We start from the raw sequence: 19,438 nt of genomic DNA, 5'->3' as shown, positions 1-19,438 counted from the left end.
GGGCATCTTCAGGTGGCGGAGGCGACCGAGGTCGGGAGGAAACCGACATCGGTCGCCCACGTCAGCGCGGCCGACCACCACTCGGCCGTCGGTTCGGCGAACCGCACTCCGAGCCGGTCCAGCACGCCCCGGGTCCAGGCGCCGTCGAAGACGACCCGACGGTCTTCGAGTTGGGACCAGGTGGAGGCGAGCCCGGCCATCGTCGGTTGGTGCTGCTCGGCCCGCGCCAGCGCCGCGGCGAACTCGGCGTCGTCCACCAGCCGGATCGGATAGCCGTGCCGGACCATCCACGTCACCAGGTCGTCGTGGGCCACCGCGTGCGGCGTCTCGACGTGGTAGACGCCGGGCGCCGCGTGCGGATGGGTCGCGATCGCCGCGATGCCCGCGGCCACCGTGTCCACGTACGAGAACTCGAACGTGGTCGACGGCCGGCTCGGCGCCGCACCGGCCGACACGTATCCGCGGACGGTCTGATAGATCCGGTTGTCCCCGACGTTGCGCTGGAACGCGCCGGTGCGGCTGTGGGCCGCGATGTGGCCGCTGCGGTGGACGAAGACCTGACGGCCCGACGCCGCCCAGGCCCGTACCGTCTCCTCGGCCCGGAACTTCACCCGCTCGTACGGAGTGCGGAAGTCCTGCCCGATGTGCAGGTCCGCCTCGCTGAACCGGCGCGCCGGTCCCGCGACGCCGCCCGAGACGGCCAGCGTGGAGACGTGGTGCAGGGCGGCGCCCGCCGCGTGGACGTCGATCCAGTCGAGCAGCCGCCGCACACCGGCGTTGTTGGTCCGCTCCAACTCGACGGGCGAGGCCACCAGCCGGACGTCGGCGGCGGCGTGCACGACGACCCGGGCGGTACGGGCCCGGGCGAGCCCGGCGGGGGAGAGGCCGAGGCCCTCCGCGGTGATGTCGCCGGCGACCACCTCCGCCGCCGCACCGGCGTCCAGCCGTCGCACCGCCGCCGCGTCGCTCTCCGCACGGACCAGGCACGTCACCCGCGCACCGCGCTCGACCAACTCGCCGAGCACGTGCCCGCCGAGATAGCCCGTCGCCCCCGTCAGCAGCACCGGCAGCGGCTCGCGCGCCACCCGCCACCCCCCGCGCACGGTCGGGGTGCCGGCGTGCAGCAGTTGACCGGAGGTCGACACCTCCGCCCGCACGTACCGCGCGGGCGCGGCGTCCGCGGCGGCGGCCACCGCACGGGAGAACGCGGCGAAGATCCGCTCCGCGCTGTCGTGGGAGAGCCGCGGCCAGGCGTACACCAGGTCCGTCACCAGCCGGTCGGCCACGATCCGGGCGGTGAGGCGGAGCCGGTAGAGCGAGTCCCCGCTGGAGCAGCGGGCCGCGCCCGCCTGCTCGTCGGCGACCGTCCACTCCAGGGACGGCTCGTCGGGCAACCGGAAGGTCCCCAGGAAGTTGAAGCCGGCCTCGGGCCGCACCCCTTCGACGTCCATCGGCAGCTCGGGGGCCCGTCGCACCAGGTCCTCGACGTCCGAGAGCCGCCGCGGGCCGTCGGCCGCGTCGACGCCCAGCCACTTGACGGCGGTGAACCAGCCGACCGTGTCCAGGTACTGCCCGTCGTCGCCGGTCAGCTCCCGGCCGTGGGTCTCCACCTCGACGCCGAGCCGCCGTTCGCCGCTCCAGGCCGCCGTGGCGTCGGCGAACGCCGACAGCAGCAGGGCTTCCAACCCCTGGGCGCGGCCGTGCCGCTCGACCAGCCGGCCCGTCGCCGCCTCGTCGAGTGACCAGATCAGGGTCGCCGGCTCGGTGCCGCCGGTGGCGTCGTCCACCGGCAGCCGGGGCGCGACCGCCGGGTGCTCGACGGCGGTCGACGGCGCGTTCGCGGCCCAGGCGTAGAAGTCGGCCGTCGGCGGCAGGTCGGCGCCCTTGCCCAGGAGCGCGGCCCGGTAGGCGGCGGCCAGGTCGTCCAGCAGGATCCGCCAGGACAGTCCGTCGACGACGAGGTGGTGCGCGATCAGCGCCAGCCGGTCCTCGACACCGGCCGCACCGGAGAACAGGTGCACCCGCAGCAGACGCCCGGCCTCCGGGTCGAGGCTGCGGTGCAACTCGGTGCAGAGTGTCCCGACCGTCTCGGACGGGGCGTCGTCGGGACCCAGCCGGGAGTGGCTGACCGGGTCCAGCTCGCCCACCGGCCGCAACTGGCCGGGACCGGCCGGGCCGAGCGGCCGGCGCAGCGCCGTGTGCCGCTCCAGCACGGCCGTGACCGCCACGCCCAGCGCCGCGGCGTCCACCCCTCGTCGACACCGCAGCACCACCGACTGGTTCCAGTGCCGCGGGTCGTCCACCGGCTGCCGCAGCAGCCACCGCTGTGCGGGGGCGAGCTGACGGAGTTCGGTCGCCGTGTCCGCCCGCGGCTGGGGACACCGCAGGGAGGCGGCGGCCACCGCCGCCAGCCCGGCGGGCGTCGGGTGCTCGTAGAAGTCCTCGAACGCGACGCGGTGGCCGCGTCTGCGCAGGAACGCGACCGTCCGCATCGCCAGGATGGAGTCCCCGCCCAGGCTCAGCACGTCGGCGTGCGGATCCACCAGCGACAGCCCCAGCGCATCCGCCCACAACTCGGCGATGGCGTGGCCCAGCGGCGTCGTGGTCCGGTCCACTGACTGCTCGGGGGCGGTGGGCTCGTGGCGCGCGGTGCGCGCCCGCGACGCGATCAGCTCGGACACCACGGCGCCCAGCCGCTCCCGGTCCAGCTTGCCGTTGGCGCCGAACGGGAAGTCGGGCAGCGCGAGGATCGGCTGCGGCACCGAGTAGCTCGGCAGCCGGTCGTGCAGATGACCGGTGAGGGCGGTGAGCGCGGCGCCCTCGTCGCGCGGTGCGCCGAGGCGTACCGCGGCCAGCAACTGGCTGCCGGCGGGAGTGGCCCGTACGATCACCGCGCACTGCGCCACCTCGGGGAACTCCTCGATGGCGCGCTCGATCTCGACCGGATCGACGCGGAAGCCGCGGACCTTCACCTGGCGGTCCGAGCGCCCGACGAAGACGAGGTTCCCGTCCGGCCGGCGGCGGCACACGTCACCCGTGCGGTACGCCAACCGGCCCGCGCGGCGGACGAAGCGCAGCGCCGTCTCGTCGGGCCGCCCGAAGTAGCCGGCGCTCACCCCCTTCCCGCCGATGTACAGCTCGCCCTCTCCCGCTTCGGGGTCGTGGGGCAGCAACCGCAACTCGACCTCGCCGATCGGGGTGCCGATGGGCACCGTCGGCTCGTCGGCCGGCAGCTCGGCCACCGACGAGGCGAGGAAGCAGGTGGCGCCGACCGTGGTCTCCGTCGGCCCGTAGTGGTTGACGACCCGGGCGGCGACCTCGTCCTGGAGCAGGCCCACGGCGAGCGACCGGGGCAGGGCCTCGCCGCCGAGGACGACCGTGTCCAGGGTCGGCGCGTCCGACGGCCGTCCGGCCAGCAGCGCCGTCAGATGGGACGGGGTGGTCTTGAGCACGGACACGCCGGCGGCGCGCACGGCGGACCAGAACGCCTCCGGGTCGCGCGTGTGCGCGTCGGGGACGACGTGCACCGCGCCCGCGGTCGCCAGGGCCAGCAGCCAGGAGGTGTGCCCCAGGTCGGCGGCGAGCGTGGTGACGTGGGCGACGCGGGGCGCGTCCGCCTCGGTGAGGCCCAGCCGGTCGCGCAGCGCCAACGCGTAGTGCACGGCGTTGGCGTGCGTGACCGCCACGGCCTTCGGCTCCCCGCTGGACCCCGAGGTGAACGACAGGTACGCGATGTCCTCCGGCGCACACCGCGGAGCCTGCGACCGTACGGCGCAGTCGTTCGGGTCGTTCGGGTCGCTCGGCGGGTGGTCGGCGGCGAGCGCGTCGACGTCGACGTACTCGCTCTCGTACGGCTCGGGGGCGCACACGTCCGACGCCGTCGTCAGGGCGCGGCTCACCGCGACCGCGTCGAGGCGCCGGCGCACGTCGCGGGGGCTCCACCCGGGATCGACCAGCACGGCCGTGGCGCCCGAGCGCAGCACGCCGTGCAGCAGGACGCACATCCGGGCGTCCCGGGGGCCGAGCAGTGCCACTCGATCGCCCCGGCCGGTCTTGAGGTCGGCGAGGCGCGACGCGATCCGGTCGACCGCGGCGGAGAGCTGACGGTGGTCGAAGGCGCGGACTCCGTCGCTGAGCGCCGGCCGTTGCGGATGCGTCAGACAGTTGCGTACGAGCAGGTCGGGCAGGGACGTACGGACAGCCGACGCCGGTGTGGCAGATGTGGCGGGTGTGGCTGGTGTCATGTGCGTTGGCCTCCGGTGGTGGCTTGCGACGCGCCGTCGCCCGCGGCCGTCGGCGCGAGCGGGGTGAGGTCACCGGCGATGAGGACCGTCAGCCCGCCCGCCTTCGCCAGCCGTCCCGAGAGCTCCCAGGCGAGCAGGCGGTGCAGCCCGTCGAGGTGGTACGGGGCGGTGTCGGCGGGGAGGTCCGCGTAGTCGTCGTGCGGCAGCGCGCGGGTGCTGAGGTAGACGGAGGTGAACGGGCCGGTGCGGAAGCGGTCGAGCTTGGCCTGGCAGACCGGGTTGGCGGCGGCGAACTCGGCCGCGTGCGCCCGCAGCAGGTCCGCCGCCTGGCCGATCGTGCGCCCGGAGCGCGGTACGAGCTCGCGCCCGCCGCCTTCGCTGAGGTGCCACGGCAGCATCACCGTGCGCAGTTCGTCGTGGCCCAGCCGCACCTTCGACCAGCCGCCGAAGGTGCGGTCGGCCAGGGCGAGCGCGTCCACGGCGTCCTGGTTGGTGTTGGCCTCGTGGTCGCGGGCCACGGGGTGGTCGCGGTCGAAGTCGGCGCGCACCTCGTCGAAGGCGACCGGAGCGAGGATCTCCATCAGTGTTCCCTCCTCACGCCGATCGGGCGTACTCGGTGAAGTGGCGTTCCGCGAACAGCTCCGGCCACCGTCCGCCGTCGAGTTCGAGGGCGCGGGCCGTGGCGAGCATGTGTCGCCAGTACGGCTTCACGGGCCGCCAGCGGGCGCCCGTCTGGCAGTAGGACGCGTCGACGAAGTAGCGGGTGGTGGCACCCGGTGGGCTCGGGGCGGCTCTGCGGGCGTGCAGCAGTTGGGAGTTCACCAGCACGGTCGAGCCGGGCGGCAGCCGGTCGATGACCACCTCACCGGGCAGTTCGGCGGTGCCGAGTTCGGCGTACGAGGCCCGGGCGCGCAGCTCGTCGCGGTGCGAGCCGGGCAGCACGGTGAGGTTGCCGACCGTGCCGTCGAGACCGCCGAGGTAGTGCAGCGCGTGCACCATCAACAGGCTCGGGTCGCCGATGTCGTTGGGCTCGTAGTCGTGGTGCCAGGGTTTGCCGGGCGCCCCGGGGTCGTGCCGGGCGCTGTGCAGGTGGTGGAAGACGAACGACGCCCCCATCAGATCGCCGACTGCCTCCAACAGCGGTTCGTGGGTGAGGAGTTCGCCGTGTGCAGGCAGCTCCAGTTCCATGATGGGCGGATCGTCGTCGGGGCCCGGATCGACGCAGGCGGCGATGGAGCGGGTGCGCAGCCCCGCGTCGATCCAGTGGTCCACCTCGGGGACGAGTCGCTCGACGAGGGACTCGGGCAAGAGACCGGGCAGGACGAGATAGCCGGAGTCGGCGAATTGCGCACGCTGTGCCGAGACCGTGCCGTTGCCCTCGAAAGATAATGGCATCCGACCCTCACACCTCTCCATGTACGGGGAATGACTCGCTGAACGCAGGGCTTCGCCCTTGGACGTGCCGTTGGAAAGACTGTGGTTGACTCGACGTCAGTGGGAATTCATGGGGTGTTTCTCGGCCGCCGGCCTGGCCCGTGGCACTGCTGGCGGTTGCCCCCTGGTGGCGTCGGTGGAATCGGCCCTGCCGAGCGGGGAGAACCGAGTGCCGAGCCATACGAAGAACTGGACGACGGCTATGACGCCGAACAGCGCCGCGGGTCCGAACTCGACGACCAGCCAACTGCCGACGAGCGAGCTGACCGGGATGGCGGCGAAGGGAATGGCGCGCTGGAGCCCGACCACCCGGCCCAGGAAGTCGTTGTCCACCGCGGCCTGTCGATAGGTGCGCCAGGGGACGATGAAGACGGACGTCGTCACCCCGACCACGAACCAGCACGCGGTGAGGGACCCGACTCCGGGCCGGATCGCCGGTACGGCGAGGGCGAGCGCCTTGACGGCCATCGCACCGGCCATCAGCGCCCCCGGTGAGAACCTGCGCAACAGGGCGGGCGCCGTGACGGCACCGAGCACGGCGCCGAGCCCCAGTGCGGCGGAGACGAACGCGAGCGACGCGGGGACGTCGCCGTCCGGTCCGGCCACGATGTAGACGAGGTTGGCCGCCGCCGCGGGGAAGGTGAAGTTGCTCAGGGTGAGCAGGGCGGTGGCCCACAGCATCGAACGGTCCGTCTTGATCAGCCGCAGTGCTGCCAGGGAGTCGGGCACCAGCGAGCGGCAGGCCGCGCCGAGCGACGTCAGCAGTCGCGGCCCCGCCCGCGTGACGCTGGTCGCGCATATGAGGAGGGAGGCCAGGGTGAACGAGGTAGCGTTGGCGAAGCTCGCCACGGTCGGGCCGAGCAGCGTGACCACGGCGACGCCGGCCACCGGACCCAACAGGGCGAGGGTGCCGTCCGCGCTCTGCACCCAGGCGTTCATCGAAGCCCGTCGCTCCGGTGCGACGCGCTCGGTGATGAGTGCCTGGAAGGCGGGGAAGGAGAACGGTCTGACGCAGCCCAGGAGGAAGGCCGCCACTATCACCAGCCACGCGGGCGGGTCGGTCAGGCACAGGAATCCGACCCCGGTCACCAACAGTGCCGAGACCACGTCGCACGCGATCATCAACTTCCGTCGGTCGGACCGGTCGGCCACCACCCCGCTGAACAGTCCGATGACCACGAACGGGATGAACTCGACCGCGTAGGTCAGCGCCGTCGAGACCGCGGAGCCGGTCAGTTGCAGCACCAGTACGGGTAAGGCGAACCGGAATATCCAGTCCCCGGTGCTGGACACCATGAAAGCGGCACGTAATAAGGTCTCGTCCCGCTTCTGGAAATCCTCTTCCGGAGTCCGTATTCGACGCTGCTTACGGGCGGAGCGGGACAGGCGCGTAACTCGCATTGCCCGCCGAAGGACCTGAACAGCGACCACGAACCCTCCCTCGGAAAAGCGAGAATGCATACGGCGTCACGCACGGAAAGCGTTGTGTGCGGGTGTGCTGTGCTCGGGGTCTTGCTCGGTTCCACCTCAGATAAGCACAGGAGGCTTGGGCTCCACCATCCCCCATCCCAACTTTTGAGCCATTTCAGCATGTGCAACGCGAGGGAATTACCCGGCCGGTATGGCGGGCGAAAATACTCGGGGCGGAGCGGGAAGACAAGGCGTTGACGGTCCGCGCTCTCGAAGGTAGGGTCGGCTCCGCTTAGGCGAAATTTCCTTGCTATAGCCATGTCTTGACACGGCCGGCAAGCGGGCGTAGGCCCATTAAATTACCCACCAGTTATCAAGTGGGCGGGAGTGTGCTTCCGACACACCTGCAGTCGCCTTTCGGTGGGTCCCATGACGTGCTCGTTGCACGGTCCGCACCCCCGCGGTGGGAATCGGCCGCCGCCCGCGTGGCCGAAACCGTACGCACTTGCGGAACCTTGACGGCCTCCCGACCCCGATCAGCTCGGCGCCCAGCCCGTCCCGCCGCAGTCGAACCCGTCCGGGCGATCGCTGCGAGCAGCCGCTTTGCGCGGAACGGATGAACGTCGTCGGGCAAAGGGGTCACGCACCGGGCGTCCGACGGCGGGGCGGGTAGCGATGTTGCGTCCCGACGGCCGCCCCCGGCTCAGTTCCGTGAACCAGACCCGGAGATCCGTATGTCCACCGACGCCAACGCGCATTACTGCCCCTTCGACTACGCCGAGGCGTTGGATTTCGATCCGACGCTCAGACGGTTCCTGGACGAGGAGCCCGTCGCCCGTATCCGACTGCCCTACGGGGACGGCGAGGCGTGGCTCGTCACCCGCTACGACGACGTGCGGACCGTGACGACCGACCGACGGTTCAGCCGCCATGCCGTGATCGGCCGGGACTTCCCCCGGATGACGCCGGAGCCGATCGTCCAGGACGAGGCGATCAACGTCATGGACCCGCCGGCCAGCAGCAGACTGCGCAGCCTGGTGTCCAAGGGCTTCGCCCCGGAGCAGATCGATCGCATGCGCCCGCACATCCAGCGCGCCGTGGACCAGCTCCTGGACCGGATGGAACAGGAGCGGGCCGAAGCCGATCTGATGACGCACCTGGCCCACCCGCTGCCCCTGATCACCATCTGTGAGGTCCTGGAGATCCCCCAGGGCGACAAGGACCAACTGCGCGCCCACGCCCGCACCATGATGAACGTCACCGCGGAGAACCGGCCCAACGCCGTACGGGCCAAGGCCGACCTGCGCGCCTACTTCGCCGACCTCACCGCCCGCCGCCGCGCCGACCCCGGTGACGACCTGATCAGCGTGTTGGCGACCGCCCGCGACGGCGACGAGCTCCTCGACGACAACGAGCTCACGGTCATGGCCATGGTCCTGCTGATCACCGGTCAGGACACCACCACCTACGAGCTGGGCAACCTCTCCTACACCCTGCTCACCAGGCCCGACGCCCGCGCAGCGCTCCGGCAGAGCCCGGAGAAGCTCTCCCAGACCATCAACGAGCTGATGCGCTTCATCCCGTTCCGCAAGGGCGTCGGCATCCCCCGGGTGGCCACCGAGGACGTGGAGCTGAGCGGGGTGACGATCCCCGCGGGCGACATCGTGCACGTCTCGTACCTGACCGCGAACCGCGACGGGCTCAAGTTCGACCGCCCCGACGAACTGGACTTCGACCGCACCACCCCGTCCCACATGACCTTCGGCTGGGGCGCCCACCACTGCCTGGGCGCACCGCTCGCCCAGGCCGAGATCGAGACCGCGTTCAAGTCGCTGCTGGAGCGGTTCCCCGACATCGCACTCGCGAAGCCCGCCGAAGAAGTGGAATGGAACACCACCTCGATCTGGCGCTATCCGCTGGGGCTGCCCGTCACCTGGTGAAGCGACGGGACATCACGGCCGGTCAGCCGGGGTGTGGGGATCGAGGTGCGGTCGTCACCTGCCTGGCGTAAATTGAGTGAGCGGCAAACGCCCCCGCCTTGCGCCCGGCGAATCCGGTAGCGAAGGCACACACCCCATCCCGGCGGCCGGACAGCCGCATTCGTCACGGGAAGCCCAACGGCTTCCCGTCTGTTACGGCCGCCGCCGGGCGGTGCAGACGCCACCCCCGGTCGAGGCTCTACGTGGGGCCCACCTCCGCTAGGAGAAGATCCCATGGCAGTACTGTGCAAACCGGCCATAGCAGTGCCCGAGCACATCATCACCAACGAGGAGACCCTGGAGCTGGCTCGGCAGCTGCACGGCGACCACCCGCAACTGGGTCTCGTCCTCCGGCTGATCGAGCACACGGGAGTGCGCAAGCGACATCTGATCCAGCCCATCGACGAGGTGTTGAAGCACCCCGGACTGGACTCGCGCAGCATCCTGTACGAGGCGGAGTCGAAAGCGCGGGTGCCGGCAGTGGTGGACCGCGCACTGGCACAGGCCGAAGTCGAGCCGGACCAGATCGACCTGATCATCTACGTCTCCTGCACCGGCTTCATGATGCCCTCCCTCACCGCCTGGCTCATCAACAGGATGGGCTTTCGCACCGACACCCGACAACTGCCGATCGCCCAACTCGGCTGCGCGGCCGGCGGCGCGGCCGTGAACCGCGCCCACGACTTCTGCACCGCCTACCCGGGCACCAACGTCCTCATCGTGGCCTGCGAGTTCTGCTCGCTGTGCTACCAGCCCATCGACATGGGCGTCGGATCGCTGCTGTCCAACGGCCTGTTCGGCGACGGGATCGCCGCCGCGGTGGTCCGCGGGGACCGGGGCAACGGGATGAGCCTGGAGCGCAACAGCTCGTACCTCATCCCCAACACCGAGGACTGGATCTCGTACGCGGTGCGCTCCACCGGCTTCCACTTCCAGCTCGACAAGCGGGTCCCGGGCACCATGGAGCCGCTCAGCCCGGCGCTGCGCGCCCTGGCGGACGACCACCAGTGGAACGCCAGCAAGCTGGACTTCTACATCATCCACGCCGGCGGGCCGCGGATCCTGGACGACCTGTGCCGCTTCCTGGACGTGCCGCCCGGGGCGTTCCGACACAGCCGCGCCACGCTCACCGAGTACGGCAACATCGCCAGCGCCGTCGTCCTGGACGCCCTGTCCCGGCTCTTCGACGAACAGTCGGCGCTCGACGGCCACCAGGGCATGCTGGCGGGCTTCGGCCCCGGCATCACCGCCGAGATGTCCCTGGGCACCTGGTCGGCGCCGGACTCCTGACCCCGACGCCCCCACCCCGGTGGCCCGGGCGGGCCACCGGGTTTGGACCCGGCCCCCAGGGGCACCCGACGCGGGCCGGAGGAGCCCGAGCCGGGGCGACTCTCCGTGACCACCGGCCGGGTCCGGCCCCGGGAGGAGCGAACGATGGGTAACGAGGAACTGGTGGAACTGGGGCAGCAGCTGCGGGTGGACGCGGTCCGCGCGGCCGACGCGGCGGGGTCGGGCCACCCGACGTCCTCGATGTCGGCCGCCGACCTGGCCGCCGTGCTCCTCGCCCGTCACCTGCGCTACGACTTCGACCGGCCCGACCACCCGGGCAACGACCGGCTGATCCTCTCCAAGGGGCACGCGTCACCGCTGCTGTACGCCCTCTACCGGGCCGCCGGCGTCATCGACGAAGGCGAACTGCTCACCTTCCGCCACGACGGCAGCCCCCTCGAAGGACACCCCACGCCCCGACTGCCGTGGGTGGACGTGGCCACCGGCTCCCTGGGACAGGGACTCCCCGTCGGTGTCGGCATGGCGCTCGCCGGCAAGCGGCTGGACCAGGTCCCCTACCGGACCTGGGTGCTGTGCGGGGACAGCGAGATGGCCGAGGGATCCGTCTGGGAGGCCGCCGAGCACGCCGCGTACGAACGCCTCGACAACCTGACCCTCGTCGTCGACGTCAACCGGCTCGGCCAGCGTGGACCCACCCGAGAGGAGTGGGACCTCGAAGCGCACGCACGCAAGTTCCGCGCCTTCGGCTGGCACACCGTCGAGATCGACGGCCACGACGTCGCCGCGATCGACGCCGCCTATCAGGAGGCCGCCGCCGTGACCGGCCGGCCCACCGCGGTCGTCGCCCGCACGCACAAGGGCCGCGGCGTCGCCGAGGTCGAGGACCAGGAGGGCTTCCACGGCAAACCGCTGCCGCACCCGGACCGGGCGATCGAGGAACTGGGCGGCGTCCGCTCCGCCCGGGTCGCCGTCGCCCAGCCGGCGCCCGTGACGGCCCGCCCCGCCATCCCGCTGGGCGACGTGGACCCGCCCCGCTACCACGTGGGGGAGAAGGTCGCGACCCGGGACGCCTTCGGCGCCGCCCTGGCCGCGCTCGGTTCGGCCCGCGGCGACGTCGTCGTCCTCGACGGCGAGGTCGGCGACTCCACGCGCGCCCAGGACTTCGCCCGGGCGCACCCCGAGCGCTACTTCGAGTGCTACATCGCCGAACAGCAACTCGTGGCCGCAGCCGTCGGCATGCGGGCCCGCGGATACCTGCCGTTCGCCGCGACGTTCGCCGCCTTCCTCACCCGGGCCCACGACTTCATCAGGATGGCCGCCGTCAGCGAGGCCGGGATCCAGCTCTGCGGATCGCACGCCGGAGTCGCCATCGGACAGGACGGCCCCTCGCAGATGGGCCTGGAGGACCTGGCCATGATGCGGGCCGTGCACGGCTCCACCGTGCTCTACCCCTGCGACGCCAACCAGGCCGCCCGACTGGTGGGACGGATGGCCCACCTGCCGGGCATCGGGTACCTGCGCACCAGCCGCGGCGCCACCGAGGTCCTGTACGGGCCGGACGAGGACTTCCCCGTCGGCGGCAGCCGGGTGCTGCGCGCCGGGGACCGCGACCGGGTCACAGTCGTCGCCGCCGGGGTCACCGTCCACGAGGCGCTGCGCGCCGCCGACGCACTCGCCGCCGCGGACATCGGGGTCCGGGTGGTCGACCTGTACTCCGTCAAGCCGCTCGACACGGCGACCCTCCAGCAGGCCGCGGACGACACCGGCTGCCTGCTGACCGTGGAGGACCACCGGCCCGAGGGCGGCATCGGGGACGCCGTCGCCGAGGCGTTCGCCGACGGACGTCCGCAGCCGAGGCTGGTGCGGCTCGCCGTACGGACCATGCCGGGCTCGGCGACCCCGGAGGAACAGCTGCGGCACGCCGGCATCGACGCGGAGGCGATCGCCGCAGCCGTCCGGCTGCTGGTCGGCGAAGCCGTCGTCCTCTGACCAGCGGCGCACCGGCGGCGGGGGTGACCGGTGGCCGGGGATGCGGGAGCCGGAGGAGTTTGTCAGGGTGGTGTTAGCAGGCGTACGCCGTCGACGCTCAGGCATCCGCCGCCGCCCGTCGACGCGGGCCGGCGCCTGCCGGGCCCACCCGGGCCGGAGCGGCACCCGCGCTCTCCGCGGTGCGAACGATCCCCGGAGCAGCCCCGGAGCAGTGATGAGCGCACCTCGTGAACGATACGGCCGGCACCCCCGACATGGTCGACACCCCCACCACGACGCTCCCGACACCAGCGCCGAGCTGCGCCGTCTCGCCGTCCTCCCCGACGGTCCGGAGCGCGAGGTGCTGCGCGAGCAGGTCGTCCGGGCGTGGCTGCCGATGGCTCACCGCATCGCCGGGCGCTACCGCCACCGCGGTGAGGCGCTGGACGACCTGCGCCAGGTCGCGGCCATCGGCCTGGTCAAGGCGGTCGACCACTACGACCCCGGGCGCGGGGCGCCCTTCGAGAGCTACGCCGTACCGACGATCACGGGGGAGGTGCGGCGCCACTTCCGCGACCACAGCTGGACGGTGCGGGTGCCGCGCCGTACGCAGGAGCTCCAGGGGCGCGTCCGCTCCGTGTACCAGGAGTTGGCCCAGTCGGGCCGGGAGCCGTCCGTGCGCGAGATCGCCGAACGCACGGAACTGGCGGTGTGCGACGTACGGGAGGGGCTGTCCGCCCTGCACGCCCACACGGCGCTCTCCCTGGACGCCGAACTGGCACTCGACGGCCGGCAAGGCCCCGGCGCCACCTTGGCCGACACGCTCGGCGGGCCCGATCCGGCGCTGCAGACGGTGGTGGACCGCGAAGCGGTGAAACCGTTCCTGGGCGATCTGTCCGAGCGGGAGCGACGCCTGCTCTACCTGCGGTTCTTCCAAGGGCTGACGCAAAGCCGCATCGCCGAGGAGTTCGGGATCTCCCAGATGCACGTCTCCCGGCTCCTCAACAGCACCTGCGCACGGCTGCGGGAGCGGGCCGGAGTGGGCGCGGGCTGACACCGAGCGAGGCGACACCGAGGGGCCGACGCCACCCGGCCCGGCGACGTCGGCCCCGACGGTACGCTGCTGCGCATGATCACTTCGAGTGGGGTTTCCGACGACGTCGAGCTCGCGATCGCCGCGGCGATCGCCGGCGCCGACGTGGTGCGCGACCTGTACGGCCAGCAGCTCGACCGGATCGACAAGGGCGCCGGCGACTTCGCCACCGCCGCCGACGTCGACGCCGAGAAGGCGATCCTCGACGTGATCCGCAGCGCCCGGCCCGAGGACGCGGTGCTCGGCGAGGAGGGCGGACAACAGGGCGCCGCCGACACCGCTCGCCAGTGGCTGGTGGACCCCCTGTGCGGCACGTTGAACTACGCCGTGGGCACCAAGGTCGTGGCCGTCAACGTCGCCCTGCGCGGCGGCGCCGCAGCGGTGGCCGACCCCTTCTCCGGCGAGGTCTTCCACACGGACGGAACGACCGCCCTGGTACGGCAGGCAGGCGTCACCGAACCCCTGGAGCCGTCGTCCCTCTCGCGGCTGGTCGACGTCAACTTGGACCCGCCCTTCCCGAACGCCCCCGGCTTCCGCGCGGTGGAACTGCTGGCGCACCCGGAGTTCACCGCCCGCTTCCGCCCCCGGGTCGTCTCCTCGTCGCTCGCCGCGACCTGGGTGGCCGCCGGTCGGCGCGCCGCGTACGTCACGGACGGCGGCGACCTGTCGGAGAGCGTGCACTTCGCCGCCGCGATCGCGCTGTGCCGCGCCGCCGGTTGCGTGGTCACGGGCATCGACGGCGCACCGCTCGGCCCGGCGGGGCGCGGGCTCGTCGTCGCGGCCGACGACGAGACCCACGAGCTGCTGATGGCGGCCGTCAAGGCGCTCGGGCACCGCGCCGACGCCGTTGAGCGACCGGTGGACGCTGGCTCCCGCGTGCTCAGCGCGCGGGCAGGATCCGCACCGTCAGCGGCTGCGTCTCGCCCAGCAGGGTGAACGAACCGCTGAAGTACCCGCCGTCGAACGGCGCGTCGTAGTCCGCGGCCACGTCGACGGTGATGGGCCGGGAGAACGTGACCCGGCTCCCCGGGTAGTACCCGCTCGCGCTGAGCCCGTCGGGGTCGACGGACGACGTGCAGCCCACCGAGTCGCAGTTGGTGTCCAGCTTGACGATCCTGGTGTACGGCGGCGCCTCCACGTCGACGTAGCCCGGTCCGCGGCGCACCCGCCCGTCCGGCGGGAACGTCACCCGCCGGGCCGGCCCGCCCGGCTCCAGTTCGGGGATCGTCTGCTGCGGCGGTACGGCGAGCACGGCCCGCGCCGGTGCGGCCACGGCCGCGGGCGCCGACACTGTCGCGGGCGCGGCGACGCAGCCGAGCACCACGGCGGCCGTGGCCGCCAGCGTCGACACCCGCGCCTTCCTCGTGATCACGAAAGCCTCCTGAAGGATCGGTCCTCGGGGCGCGTGGGCGACACGACGCCCCTCCACCCGCGATCCTTCGCCCTCCCCGTACGAATATGCGGCGAAGCCGGATGATTCCCCTGAACGGGGACGTCTCCGACGGCCGGCCCGCCCATCGGACACTCCCATGGCCGGTGCCCGCCCCCACCGGGTCGTTTTTGGTGTGGCTTAAGGGCGCCTGTTGAGGATGGGGCCACTCAGGAGACTCCTACCCGAGCTGGGGTGTCGAGGTGACGACGGGGATGTCCATCGCGGTGGTGGGTGTGGCGTGCCGGCTGCCCGGGGCGGGAGGCCCGGCCGAACTCTGGAACCTGCTGGCGGACGGGCGTTGTGCGGTGGGCCCGCTGCCGGAAGGCCGCCGCGCGGAGTGGGGCGCCGACGCCCACGACGCGCCGCGCGCCGGGTTCCTCGACCGCGTCGACACCTTCGACGCGGCCTTCTTCGGCGTCCCGCCGCGCGAAGCCGCCGTCATGGACCCGCAGCAGCGGCTCGTACTGGAACTGGCCTGGGAGGCGCTGGAGGACGCCGGCAGCCGACCCGGGCAACTCGCGGGCCGCGGCGTGGGCGTCTTCGTCGGCGCCATGTGGGACGCGTTCGGACCGGTGCTGGCCCGCGCCGGGAAGGCCGGCGCCCGTCACGCCATGACCGGCGTCCACCGCGGGACCGTGGCGCACCGCGTCTCGTACGCCCTGGACCTGCGCGGACCGAGCGTCGCCGTCGACTCCGGCCAGTCCTCCTCGCTCGCCGCGATCCACCTGGCCTGCGAGGAACTGCGCCGCGGCGGCTGCGAGACCGCGCTCGCGGGCGGCGTCAACCTGATCCTCGCCCCGGAGAGCACGGCGGCGGCCACCGGCTTCGGCGGACTGTCCCCGGACGGCTGCTCCTACGTCTTCGACGCCCGGGCGAACGGCTTCGTGCGCGGCGAGGGCGGCGCGCTCGTCCTCCTCAAGCCGCTGGACGCCGCCATGCGCGACGGATCGCCGGTGTACTGCGTGATCGAGGGGAGCGCCGTCAACCAGGACGGCGCTTCGTCCGGCGCCCTGACGGTCCCCAGCGCGGCGGCACAAGAAGAGGTCGTCCGGTTGGCGCACCGCCGCGCCGGCACCGAACGGGACGACGTGCAGTACGTCGAACTGCACGGAACCGGAACGCCGGTCGGGGACCCGATCGAGGCCGCCGCGCTCGGCGCCGCACTGGGCACGGGCCGCACCGCCGGCCCCCTGCTCGTCGGGTCGGTGAAGACCAACGTCGGACACCTGGAAGGCGCCGCCGGAGTGACCGGCCTGGTCAAGACGGCGCTGAGCCTGGCACACGACCGCATCCCCGCGAGCCTCCACTTCGAGACCCCGCACCCCCGCATACCCCTGCACGCGCTGGGACTCGACGTGCCGCGTGCGCTGACGGCCTGGCCGGACGCCGGCGCCGGACGGCGGAAGGTCGCCGGCGTCACGTCCCTGGGCATGGGCGGCACCAACTGCCACCTGGTGCTTGCCGAGGCCCCGCCCGCCGCGGCCCGCCCCCTCTGGTGCCCCGTGCTCCCCGCGACCGCAACCACGGCACCGGGCTGGGTGAACCCGCCGAAAGCCCCGTCCGACGCGTACGACCCGAGCTGTACGGAACACCCGCCCGGCACCGATACCACCGGCGACGACACCCCGGCACCCGCGGTCGTCGCCTGGCCGCTGTCCGGCCGCGGCCGGGCGGCCCTGTACGCCCAGGCCGACCGACTGCGCGCCCGCGTCGCCGCCGAACCCGCACTCGACCCCGCGGACGTCGGACACGCGCTCGCGACCACGCGCGAACCGCTCTCGCACCGCGCCGTGGTCGTCGGCCGCGGCACCACCGAGCTGACGGACCGCCTGGCGACCTGCGCACGGGGCGAGCACGGCACCGGGATCGTCAGCGCAGAGGCCCCCGACGAGCCCCCCGGCGCGGTCGAACTGGTCTTCCTCTTCAGCGGCCAGGGCAGCCAGCGACTCGGCATGGGCCGCGAACTGGCAGCCGCACAACCCGTGTTCGCCGCCGCCCTGGATGAGGCGTTCGCCGCCGTCGACCCCTGGCTCGACCGGCCGCTGCGCGACGTCGTCTTCGGCACCGGCCCGCACGCGCCGCTGCACGACACCGCCTACGCGCAACCCGCACTCTTCGCCGTCGAGGTGGCGCTCCACCGACTGATGGAGTCCTTCGGCATCCATCCCGGCCAGGTCATGGGGCACTCGGTCGGCGAGATCGCCGCCGCCCACGTCGCCGGAGCACTCCCGCTCGCCGACGCCGGCGCCCTCGTCGTCGCCCGGGGCCGGCTGATGCAGTCCGTCCGCACGCCCGGCGCGATGGCCGCGCTCCAGGCGACCGAGGACGAAGCCGCCGAACTGCTCGCCGGGCACGAAACAGCCGTGTCCCTCGCCGCAGTCAACGGACCGTCGTCCGTCGTCGTCTCCGGCGACCGCGACACCGTGCACGACCTGGCGGCGACCTGGCGGACCCGGGGCCGCCGCACCAACGTCCTGCGCACCAGCCACGCCTTCCACTCCCCGCACATGAACGGCGTCCTGGACGAACTGCGGGCGGTCGTCGCGGGCCTGGCGTTCACCGAACCGCACATCCCCGTCATCTCCAACGTGACCGGCCGCCCGGCCGCCCCCGGACAGCTCGCCGACCCCGACTACTGGGCGGCACACGCCCGTGGCACCGTCCGGTTCCGCGCCGGCGTCCGGGCGACGACCGAGGCCGGCGCCCGGACCTTCCTCGAACTCGGCCCCGACGGGCCGCTGGCGGCCATGGTCCGCGAGTGCCTGCCCACCACGGGAGCCGACCGGCCAACCCGCGGAGCGCGGCCCACCGCACTGGCCGCGCTGCGCCGGGGCCGTTCCGAGGACGAAACGGTGCACACCGCGCTCGCCGAACTCTGGGTGCGGGGCTACGACGTGGCCTGGGGCCGGGTGCGCGGCGGGCCCCGACGGCGCGTTGCCCTGCCCACGTACGCCTTCCAGCGCGAACGCCACTGGCCCGAGCACCCGGCCGACGCCACCGCAGAGGCCCCCGGTGCCGGTGCCGACGCCGGCACGGGTGCCCCGGTGCCCGTCGCGCACGCCGAGCCGGAGCCGGGCACCACGCGGCCGGTGCCCGGCTCCTCCCCGTTCGCCCGACGGCTCTGCGAACTGGGCCCGGGGGAGCAGTCCCGCCTCGCGCTCGAACTCGTATGCTCCCAGGCCGCGGCGGTCCTTGGGCACGCGTCGGCCAGCGCTGTCGCCGCCGACACCAGCTTCAAGAAGCAGGGCTTCGACTCGCTCGGCGCGGCCGAACTGAGTGAGCGCCTGAGCACGGCGACCGGGCTGGCGCTGCCCGCCACGCTCACCTTCGACCACCCGACACCGCGGGCCGCGGCGGACCGGGTGCGCGAGCTGATCACGGGCGGGCCCGAGCCGGTCGGAGGCGACGAGCCGACGTTGCGCACCGCCGACCCCGCGGAGCCGCTGGCCGTGGTGGCGATGAGCTGCCGCTACCCGGGCGCGGCGACTCCGGAGGCGCTGTGGGACCTGGTGGCCGAAGGCCGGGACGTGATCGGCGACTTCCCGACGGACCGGGGCTGGGACCTGTCGCGACTCTTCGCCCCGGCAGCCGCGGGCCCCGGCACGAGCCACACGGACAAGGGCGGATTCCTCGACGGCGCCGACCGCTTCGACGCGGCCTTCTTCGGGATCTCGCCGCGTGAGGCGCTGGCGATGGACCCGCAGCAGCGGCTGCTGTTGGAGTGCGCCTGGGAGGCGTTCGAACGGGCCGGCGTCACGAGCGGCGCGCTGCGGCACAGCCCCACCGGCGTCTACGTCGGGCTGACGGCCCAGGACTACGGGCCCCGGATGCACGAACCGACCGACGGGCTGGACGGCCACCTCCTGACGGGCACCACGCCGAGCGTCGCGGCGGGCCGGATCTCGTACGCGCTGGGGCTTGAGGGCCCGGCGGTGACGGTGGACACGGCGTGCTCGTCGTCGCTGGTGGCGGTGCATCTGGCGGCGCAGGCGCTGCGGCAGGGTGAGTGCTCGCTGGCGCTGGCGGGCGGGGTGACCGTGCTGGCCACCCCCGGGATGTTCGGCGAGTTCTCCCGCCAGGGCGGATTGGCCCCGGACGGCCGGTGCAAGGCGTTTGCCGCGTCGGCGGACGGGACGGGCTGGTCCGAGGGCGTCGGCCTGGTGCTGTTGGAGCGGCTGTCCGACGCGCGGCGCAACGGGCACCGGGTCCTTGCGGTGCTGCGTGGCTCGGCGGTCAACCAGGACGGGGCGAGCAACGGCCTGTCCGCGCCCAACGGCCCGTCGCAGGAGCGGGTGATTCGGCAGGCGTTGGGTCAGGCGGGGTTGTCGGCGTCCGAGGTGGACGCGGTGGAGGCGCACGGCACGGGCACGCGGTTGGGTGACCCGATCGAGGCGCAGGCGTTGCTGGCGACGTACGGGCAGGCGCGGACGGATGGGCCTCCGTTGTGGCTCGGCTCGGTGAAGTCCAACCTCGGGCACACGCAGGCTGCTGCGGGTGTGGCCGGTGTGATCAAGATGGTGATGGCCTTGCGACACGGGGTGTTGCCGGCCACCTTGCACGTGGATGAGCCGTCGCCGTACGTGGACTG

The 19,438-nt window shown here is 73.0% G+C and carries 11 protein-coding genes; 6 read left to right on the top strand and 5 right to left on the bottom strand.

Features of this window, described 5'->3' with window-relative positions; all coding sequences use genetic code 11:
* Window positions 1-8: 8 nt before the first annotated feature.
* The 4 genes from ABZ842_RS34690 to ABZ842_RS34675 all read right to left on the bottom strand — a co-directional run bounded on the left by ABZ842_RS34690 (window position 9) and on the right by ABZ842_RS34675 (window position 6,974).
* A complete protein-coding gene (locus tag ABZ842_RS34690) occupies window positions 9-4,244 on the bottom strand; it encodes an AMP-binding protein (RefSeq protein WP_361546287.1) in 4,236 nt (1,411 codons plus the stop codon).
* A complete protein-coding gene (locus ABZ842_RS34685) occupies window positions 4,241-4,825 on the bottom strand; it encodes a DUF6309 family protein (protein ID WP_361546284.1) in 585 nt (194 codons plus the stop codon). Before ABZ842_RS34685 ends, ABZ842_RS34690 begins: the two co-directional genes overlap by 4 nt.
* Window positions 4,826-4,838: 13 nt before the next feature.
* Window positions 4,839-5,639 carry a phytanoyl-CoA dioxygenase family protein gene (locus ABZ842_RS34680; protein ID WP_361546281.1) on the bottom strand — a complete coding sequence of 267 codons (801 nt, stop codon included), beginning with the start codon at window positions 5,637-5,639 and terminating at the stop codon, window positions 4,839-4,841.
* A 96-nt stretch (window positions 5,640-5,735) separates the two neighbouring features.
* Complete coding sequence (locus tag ABZ842_RS34675) at window positions 5,736-6,974, bottom strand: MFS transporter (protein ID WP_361546278.1); 1,239 nt, start codon at window positions 6,972-6,974, stop codon at window positions 5,736-5,738.
* 848 nt (window positions 6,975-7,822) lie between these two features.
* Here ABZ842_RS34675 and ABZ842_RS34670 point away from each other — a divergent pair.
* The 5 genes from ABZ842_RS34670 (at window position 7,823) to ABZ842_RS34650 (ending at window position 14,354) form a co-directional block, all read left to right on the top strand.
* Window positions 7,823-9,028 (top strand): cytochrome P450, encoded by a 1,206-nt coding sequence (locus ABZ842_RS34670; protein ID WP_361546275.1) that lies wholly within the window; start codon window positions 7,823-7,825, stop codon window positions 9,026-9,028.
* Between the two features lie 273 nt (window positions 9,029-9,301).
* A complete protein-coding gene (locus ABZ842_RS34665) occupies window positions 9,302-10,357 on the top strand; it encodes a type III polyketide synthase (protein WP_361546272.1) in 1,056 nt (351 codons plus the stop codon).
* 144 nt (window positions 10,358-10,501) lie between these two features.
* A complete protein-coding gene (locus tag ABZ842_RS34660) occupies window positions 10,502-12,346 on the top strand; it encodes a transketolase (protein WP_361546269.1) in 1,845 nt (614 codons plus the stop codon).
* A 214-nt stretch (window positions 12,347-12,560) separates the two neighbouring features.
* Window positions 12,561-13,379, top strand: coding sequence for a SigB/SigF/SigG family RNA polymerase sigma factor (locus ABZ842_RS34655; protein ID WP_361546266.1), 819 nt, complete (start codon window positions 12,561-12,563; stop codon window positions 13,377-13,379).
* Window positions 13,380-13,454: 75 nt separating this feature from the next.
* On the top strand, window positions 13,455-14,354 hold the full coding sequence (locus ABZ842_RS34650) for an inositol monophosphatase family protein (protein WP_361546263.1): 900 nt from the start codon (window positions 13,455-13,457) through the stop codon (window positions 14,352-14,354).
* On the opposite strand, the gene ABZ842_RS34645 is transcribed toward ABZ842_RS34650, so the two are convergent.
* Entirely contained in the window at window positions 14,299-14,790 is a 492-nt protein-coding gene (locus ABZ842_RS34645) for a hypothetical protein (protein WP_361546260.1), read from the bottom strand. The genes ABZ842_RS34650 and ABZ842_RS34645 overlap by 56 nt on opposite strands.
* A 272-nt stretch (window positions 14,791-15,062) precedes the next feature.
* Between ABZ842_RS34645 and ABZ842_RS34640 the strand changes: the two genes are divergently transcribed.
* The coding region (locus ABZ842_RS34640; protein ID WP_361546257.1) for a beta-ketoacyl synthase N-terminal-like domain-containing protein at window positions 15,063-19,438 on the top strand (4,376 nt) is incomplete at its 3' end.

This window comes from Streptomyces sp. NPDC047315 (assembly GCF_040643215.1).
Classification (GTDB): Bacteria; Actinomycetota; Actinomycetes; order Streptomycetales; family Streptomycetaceae; genus Streptomyces.
This window is presented reverse-complemented; position numbering and strand designations above follow the sequence as displayed.

Bases quoted from the DNA above. Each gene is read 5' to 3' on its own strand.
- ABZ842_RS34660 (WP_361546269.1), top strand. From the start codon at position 10,502: ATGGGTAACGAGGAACTGGTGGAACTGGGGCAGCAGCTGCGGGTGGAC.
- ABZ842_RS34670 (WP_361546275.1), top strand. From the start codon at position 7,823: ATGTCCACCGACGCCAACGCGCATTACTGCCCCTTCGACTACGCCGAG.
- ABZ842_RS34680 (WP_361546281.1), bottom strand. From the start codon at position 5,639: ATGCCATTATCTTTCGAGGGCAACGGCACGGTCTCGGCACAGCGTGCG.
- ABZ842_RS34655 (WP_361546266.1), top strand. From the start codon at position 12,561: ATGAGCGCACCTCGTGAACGATACGGCCGGCACCCCCGACATGGTCGA.
- ABZ842_RS34675 (WP_361546278.1), bottom strand. From the start codon at position 6,974: ATGGTGTCCAGCACCGGGGACTGGATATTCCGGTTCGCCTTACCCGTA.
- ABZ842_RS34650 (WP_361546263.1), top strand. From the start codon at position 13,455: ATGATCACTTCGAGTGGGGTTTCCGACGACGTCGAGCTCGCGATCGCC.
- ABZ842_RS34685 (WP_361546284.1), bottom strand. From the start codon at position 4,825: ATGGAGATCCTCGCTCCGGTCGCCTTCGACGAGGTGCGCGCCGACTTC.
- ABZ842_RS34690 (WP_361546287.1), bottom strand. From the start codon at position 4,244: ATGACACCAGCCACACCCGCCACATCTGCCACACCGGCGTCGGCTGTC.
- ABZ842_RS34665 (WP_361546272.1), top strand. From the start codon at position 9,302: ATGGCAGTACTGTGCAAACCGGCCATAGCAGTGCCCGAGCACATCATC.